General features: G+C 64.2%; 3 protein-coding genes. 2 read left to right on the plus strand and 1 reads right to left on the minus strand.

Annotated elements, in window-relative coordinates:
- Window positions 1-324, plus strand: a 324-nt coding sequence (locus K8V11_RS02175; RefSeq protein ID WP_303910575.1) for a YchJ family protein, incomplete at its 5' end; no start/stop codon positions are given.
- An 83-nt stretch (window positions 325-407) separates the two neighbouring features.
- On the opposite strand, the gene K8V11_RS02180 is transcribed toward K8V11_RS02175, so the two are convergent.
- The gene (locus K8V11_RS02180; RefSeq protein ID WP_303910576.1) at window positions 408-1,844 is read right to left on the minus strand and encodes an MFS transporter; all 1,437 of its coding nucleotides are present in this window, start codon (window positions 1,842-1,844) and stop codon (window positions 408-410) included.
- 276 nt (window positions 1,845-2,120) lie between these two features.
- Between K8V11_RS02180 and K8V11_RS02185 the strand changes: the two genes are divergently transcribed.
- On the plus strand, window positions 2,121-2,918 hold the full coding sequence (locus K8V11_RS02185; protein ID WP_303910577.1) for an SDR family oxidoreductase: 798 nt from the start codon (window positions 2,121-2,123) through the stop codon (window positions 2,916-2,918).
- Window positions 2,919-3,016: the final 98 nt, after the last annotated feature.

Below are 3,016 nucleotides of genomic sequence, written 5' to 3' on the forward strand. Positions count from 1 at the left end.
GAAAATTCGCGCCCGGAGCCGGACACAGCGGTCGAGCTCATGCGCTCGAGGTTCGAGGCCTTTCGCTCGGCCGACGCGGACTGGCTGTTGCGGACCTGGCATCCCTCCACGCGCCCGGCGTCATTGGATCTTGAGGACAACCCACGGTGGCGCGGGCTGCAGATCGTCGATACCCATGACGGCGGACCGAGCGATTCGCACGGCATCGTCGAATTTCGTGCAACGTATATCGAGGCCGGTGGCAGCCTCGGTATTCTCCACGAACGCTCGCGATTCGTCCGTGAATCCGGTCGGTGGTTCTACGTGGATGGCGACGTCTACTAGAGCCTCTATGCCCCGGGGGCGCTGCGCTTTGTGAGGCGCCGCGCCCCGGGGAACGAGTCCATGCTCAGCCTGGAGAGTCCGGGTCAGGCGACCGGCTGGAGTTCGTGTTCGCGGTGTTGTGAGGACGAGCGATAGGCGAGAACCGCAAGGGCGATCCCGATGAGCGACGTCACGACAACCAATGCGACCGCCCCGTGGAACCCGGTGAGCAGGGAGTCGAACTCGGACCCGCCATCTCCGCGCGAGGAGCCGGCGAGGGCACCGTAGATCCCGGCGCCCAGAGAGGTGCCGAGGCAACCGGCAATCTGGAAGCCTGTTGCGATGACGGTGACGCCGTGCGTGCTGCTCTCGCGGCTCAGGCTGGTCAGCGCGAACGTCTGCGCGGGGCCGATAACGAAGGCCGTTGCCAGGACGGCTGGGATGTAGAGAAGTGCGAAGATTGCGATCGGCGCGGATCCGGCGGAGAGCCCGACGAACGCGACGAACACGGCCATCACGCTGAAACCGAGTGGAATCGTGGCCTTACCGCCACGCAGATCGAATCTGCGGCCGGCGATCGGGCCCATGACGACGGTGAGCAGAATTCCCGGTGCCAACGCGAGCGAGGCGGTCATGGGCGATGCACCGCGTGCGGCCTGCAGGAAGAGCGGGATGACGACGTTCATCGCGAACACGAAGAGCAGGCCCAGCATCGTCATTAGCAGACCGAGAACGAAAGGCTTCTCGCCGAGCGGGCGCAGATCGATGAGCGGGTTGGCGATGCGTCGTTGCCGGACGGGGAACAAAGCCAGACCGATCAGCCCGACGACGAGACACGCGCCGGCGAGCACGGCGGAACCGGCGAATACCTCGCTCACGCCGTATAGCACGCCGACGAGACCGACGGCGACCAACAAGAACGAAAGAGCGTCCAGCGTGGGGCGGCCGAGATCGGCGACGTTGCGAAGCAGAAACGCGGCGGCGGCCATGACGACAACGGTGAGACCGAAGAAAACCCACATGAGTATTGTCCACGGGCCGAAGGACAACAGTGCGCCGGAAAGCACGATCGCCAAAGAGGGACCGAGAGTGATCATCGCGGCCATGATGCCCATGTTGAGGCCGATCTTGTCGCGCGGTGAGACCGCGAGAACGATGTTCATCCCGATGGGCGTGAGAAGGCCGGTACCGATCGCCTGCAATAGGCGTCCGGCGAGAAGCACCTCGAAGGTGGGAGCAAGGGCGCCGACGACCGATCCGGCGGCCATCAGCGCGACGACGGAGATGAACAGTGGTCTCGTAGGGAATCGGTGGTAGACGACGGTGGCGACGGGGACAAAGATCGCGGCCACGAGGAGGTATCCGGTCGTGAGCCACTGAACGGTGCCCACGTCGACACCGAAGTCGCCCATGATCGGGGCGAAGGCGACGTTGAGGAACGTCTCGTTGAATGTGGCGAGGAACGCGGCGGCCGCGGCGACGGCGATGATCCCGCCCGTCCGTGCCTGTTTCTCGGGGTGGACACGACGAAATAAGGGCATTGATACTCCTGACGGTCGGCTTTGTAAAGCGGTCGACCGTGCCGTGTCAGGAGAACTACAAGTAACCCGTCGTGTCGTGTCATCGACTCGCTAGTGGCCTTTCGGCCGGAGAAAGGTTAGCAGAAGCAGAAGCCGCTTCGTAAGCGGGAAAATTCGGGTAGGCAGTAGCCCGAACGACGAGGAGGCGGGGTGATGCCCGAACTTACTTGCGAGTAACCTAGGTGGGGTGGGCCATGGTTTATCCGGTTCACACCCGATCAAAGGAAGGACTTTTACGTGCGTCACGACTTGCGCAATGCGCGAATTCTCATCACCGGCGGTGGCAACGGAATCGGACGCCTGCTCGCGCTGAAGTCCGCGGACCGCGGCGCGCACGTGATTGTGTGGGACCTGTCTGCCGAGTCCGGAGAGAAGGTCGCCGAGGAGATCCGTGCGAAGGGCGGCACCTGCGACGCCTACACCGTGGACGTCACCAACCGCGAGGACGTGGCACTCACCGCGGAGAAGGTCGGCGACCTCGACATCCTCGTGAACAACGCGGGCATCGTCACAGGCAAGCCACTTCTCGAGGCAAGCGAGTCGGAAATCGACCGGACCTTCGACGTCAACACCAAGTCCCTGTACTGGACCACGCGTGCGTTCCTCGGCGGGATGATCGAGCGCCGCAACGGCATGATCGTGACCGTCGCGAGCGCCGCCGGCATGGTCGGCGTGGCCAAGCAGACCGACTACTCGGCGAGTAAGTTCGCGGCCTTCGGGTTCACCGAATCACTGCGCGCCGAGCTGCAGAAGTCCGGAAGCGGCGTGGACACGCTCGTCGTGTGCCCCTTCTACATCGATACCGGCATGTTCGACGGCGTGAAGACCAAGTTCCCGCTGCTCCTGCCGATCCTGCACGAAGATGACGTCGCCGAGAAGATGCTCAAGGCGATCGAGGCGGGCAAGAAGCAGCTCATCATGCCGCCGTTCGTCCGCTACCTCCCCGCGGCACGGCTGTTGCCCGCGCCGGCATTCGACAAGCTGATGAACTTCCTCGGCGTGAACAACACCATGGACGAGTTCCGCGGCCGCTGACTCGCGGCCGGGGAACCCAGCCGGCGGTTCGTGGCTCAGGCTTCGGTGCGCGGATCGCGTAGTTCCGGCACGACCATCACGGAGCCGACCTGCTGCTG

Source organism: Dietzia timorensis, assembly GCF_020742175.1.
GTDB classification, from domain to species: domain Bacteria; phylum Actinomycetota; class Actinomycetes; order Mycobacteriales; family Mycobacteriaceae; genus Dietzia; species Dietzia timorensis_A.